The following is a 3,265-nucleotide window of genomic DNA, read 5'->3' on the forward strand; positions in this document are numbered from 1 at the left end:
CCGTGCGACGGTGTGTCCGATGCAGTAGTGCGCGCCGACGCCGAACGGTCGCGGACCCCGCAGCGCGTCGCGCTCCAGGGCTTCGGCACCGTCGGACGCGCGGTGGCCGGTCACCTGGCCGCGCACGGCCACCGGGTGGTGGCCGTGGCCGACGTCCGGGGCACCGTCGAGGACCAGCGCGGACTGCCCGTCGCCGAACTCGCCGCACTCACCAGCAGCGACGGCACGATCGACCGGAGCCGACTGCCCGCCCGGGTCACGGTCCACGGGCCCGGGCAGGCGTGGCTGCACGTCGACGCCGACGTGCTGGTGCTGGCGGCGTCCGCCTCCGCGGTCGACGAGGAGGCGGTACCGGCGGTGCGGGCCCGTCTGGTGGTCGAGGGCGGGAACATGAGCTGCACCGCACCGGCCCGCCGGCTGCTGCGCGAGGCCGGCCACACCGTCCTGCCGGACGTGGTCGTCAACGTCGGCGGGGCGGCGGCCACCGGGTGCGTGCTCGCCGGGCTGGCCCCGTCCGACCTGCCGCTCCCCCGGCTGTCCGCGTGGCTGCGCGAGTGGGTCTCCGGCAGGGTTTCCCGGAACTGCGAGCTGGTGCAGGAGCTGAGCGCCTCGGGCAGTGCCGATCCGGTCGCGGAGCTCCTCTCCTCGCGCGGAACCCCGGCCGGCGCCGCCGACCCGGAGGCGCCGGCCGGGCGGTGATCCCGCCGCAGGACGCGGGACCGGGCGCCGGGTCGTCCCCGGCTGGAGACGACCCGGCGCCCGGATGTCCCGGAACTACCAGCGGCCGCGCGAGGGGGCGGGGTTGAACCTGGCGGCGAGCGCCGCCAGGAAGGTCGGGAGCTTGTCGACCATGGACTTGGGGACCGGGACGGTCTGGACGGTGTCCCTCCGCACGTCCTGGACGACGAGGGTGTAGGTGCCGTTCTCCTCGACGAGTTCGGCGGCGTAGAGCAGGGTTTCGGTGGAGGTCCGCATCGGGGGTCCTAGGCTTGGGTGTCGTTGAGCCAGGCGGTCCACGCCTCGGTGGCCCGCTGCTCGTCGGTGTTCCCGGCGAACACGTGGTGGGCCAGCCAAATCGGCGTGTTCCAGGTGCTGCCGTTGAAGAAGCGGTAGAGCGTGTCCGGGCCGCGCAGCCCGACGAAGTCGGGGCTGAGCCAGTCCACGACCACCTCCTCCGGGCCGCCGTCCCGGCCGGGGACGTGGACGGCGAGCCGGTCGCCGACGGCCGCGTCCTCGGCGAGGCCGAGACGTCGGCGCAGGGCGGCGAAGTCGGCCGGGTCGGCGGTGGGTTCGGGGCGCACGGCCTTGACGTAGACGGCGGGGCGGCCGGCGAAGTGCCGCAGGTACTCGGCGAGGCTGTGCTGGTAGAAGTGGACGTGCTTCTCGGCCGCGTCCGCCTTCCGGTCCCAGATCTCGTCCCAGACGCCCTGGTGCACCCAGTGGATTCCCATCCGCAGGTGGCTCGTTCCGCCGTCGGCCGGCTCGATCCGGTAGCTGAGCGTGTTGGAGAACTCGTCGCCCAGGGTCGCCCGGACGGCGAAGTGGTGTGGCGGCTCCCACGCCACGACGGTGCTCTCGGCCCGGGTGACCTTTCCGCCGACGCGCGGCTCGATCTCCATCGGGTACAGCCAGCCGAGGTTGCCGACGCCGGTGGCGACCGCGGCCCAGACCTGTTCGGGGGTCGCGGGCAGGTCCTGTTCCTTGCGGACCTCGAACTCTCGGGCCATGGTCGGGTTCTCCTTCGTCGTCGTCATGGGTCAGTAGCTGACCGGGAGGGCGCTCAGCCGCCGCTGCAGCGGGTTGGGCCGCCACTCCAGCGCCGCCCCGTCGGCCAGCCGCAGCTCGGGCAGCCGGCGCACCAGGGTGCCGACCGCCACCTCCGCCTGGAGCTTGGCCAGCGGGCCGCCGAGGCAGAAGTGCGGGCCGTTGCCGAAGCTGAGGTGGCGGTTGTCGGGTCGTGTCAGGTCGAGCCGGTCGGGGTCCTCGAAGCGCTCGGGGTCCCGGTTGGTCGCGCCGAGGAACAGGTAGACCAGCTCGCCTTCGCGCAGCGTCCGCCCGCCGATCTCCAGGTCCTCCGCGACGACCCGGACGATCGCCTGGGTCACCGTGTCGTAGCGGGCCAGCTCCTCGACGGCGCCGCGGATCAGCCCCGGGTCCGCGCGCAGCCGGGCCAGCTGGTCGGGGTGGCGCAGCAGGGCCAGCATGCCGTTGCCGATCAGCTGGGTGGTGGTCTCGTCGCCGGCGGTGATCAGGACGAAGCAGGTGGACAGCAGTTCGGAGTCGGTGAGCCGGTCGTCCTGCTCCTGGGTGGCGACCAGGGCGCTGATCAGGTCGTCGCCCGGATCGGCCCGGCGTTGCCGGACGAGGCGGGCGAGGTACTCCTCGTACTGGCCGATCGCCTCCTCGGACTTGTCGAGGTCCTCGCTCAGCCGGCCGAAGCGGCTGAACCAGGTCTTGACCTGCGGGAGGTCGTCGTCCGGGATGCCGAAGAGCCGGCAGACGACGGACGTCGGCAGCGGGGCGGCGACGGCCTCGATCAGGTCCATGGCCGGCCCGGCCTGGACGGCCCGGTCGATCAGCTGGTCGACGATCCGCTGGATGCCGTCGCGCAGGGCCTCGACGCGCCGGGCGGTGAAGGCCCGGTTGGCGAGCTTGCGCAGCCGGGCGTGGTCCGGCGGGTCGGTGTTGGACATCACCCGGCCGAGCCGGTCGGTGAGCCGGCTGAAGGCCTTGAGGTCGCCGCCGAGCGCGACGTAGGCGCGGGTCATCCGGTCCCGGTCGTTGGACAGCCGCGGGTCGGTCAGCGCCGCCTCGACGTCGGCGTACCGGGTGAGGTACCAGATGCCCTGGGCGCTGCGGTGGACCGGGCTCTCGCTCCGCATCCGGGCGTAGAACGGGTACGGGTCGCGGCGGGCCTCGGGGGTGAGCAGGTCCGCGGCGAGGTCGCGGGGCCCGGCGGGATCTCCGGGCTCGGCGGGGCCGCCGGGCCGGGCGGGGCCCGCGGTGGCGCGGGCCCCGCCCCTGGTGTCGGTGGTGGTCACGTCGGCTACCGCCGGGCGTCCATGGCCTCGGCCAGGCTCCTGGGCCGCATGTCGGTCCAGGACTTCTCGACGTACTCCAGGCAGGCGGCGTGGGTGTCGGGGCCGTGGGCGACGGTCCAGCCAGCCGGGACGTCCGCGAACTGCGGCCACAGCGAGTGCTGGTTCTCGTCGTTGACGAGCACGAGGAAGGTGCCGTCCTGGTCGTCGAAGGGGTTGGTCATGGG

5 protein-coding genes are annotated in these 3,265 nt (G+C 73.9%); 1 reads left to right on the plus strand and 4 read right to left on the minus strand.

Going from position 1 to position 3,265, the window contains the following annotated elements; translation table 11 throughout:
- The first annotated feature begins 12 nt into the window (after nt 1–12).
- The gene (locus ACWDBB_RS18000) at nt 13–699 is read left to right on the plus strand and encodes a hypothetical protein (RefSeq protein ID WP_449790514.1); all 687 of its coding nucleotides are present in this window, start codon (nt 13–15) and stop codon (nt 697–699) included.
- A gap of 75 nt (nt 700–774) precedes the next feature.
- On the opposite strand, the gene ACWDBB_RS18005 is transcribed toward ACWDBB_RS18000, so the two are convergent.
- The 4 genes from ACWDBB_RS18005 to ACWDBB_RS18020 are packed head-to-tail and all read right to left on the minus strand — an operon-like array spanning nt 775 to nt 3,262.
- Nucleotides 775–975, minus strand: coding sequence for a hypothetical protein (locus tag ACWDBB_RS18005; protein WP_449790515.1), 201 nt, complete (start codon nt 973–975; stop codon nt 775–777).
- Between the two features lie 8 nt (nt 976–983).
- Nucleotides 984–1,754 carry an SRPBCC domain-containing protein gene (locus tag ACWDBB_RS18010; RefSeq protein ID WP_449790516.1) on the minus strand — a complete coding sequence of 257 codons (771 nt, stop codon included), beginning with the start codon at nt 1,752–1,754 and terminating at the stop codon, nt 984–986.
- Between the two features lie 3 nt (nt 1,755–1,757).
- A complete protein-coding gene (locus ACWDBB_RS18015; protein ID WP_449790517.1) occupies nt 1,758–3,041 on the minus strand; it encodes a cytochrome P450 in 1,284 nt (427 codons plus the stop codon).
- Nucleotides 3,042–3,046: 5 nt separating this feature from the next.
- Nucleotides 3,047–3,262, minus strand: a complete 216-nt coding sequence (locus ACWDBB_RS18020) for an MbtH family protein (RefSeq protein WP_392878922.1) — start codon at nt 3,260–3,262, stop codon at nt 3,047–3,049.
- Nucleotides 3,263–3,265 lie beyond the last annotated feature (3 nt).

The sequence above is a fragment of the Kitasatospora sp. NPDC001095 genome, assembly GCF_053598615.1.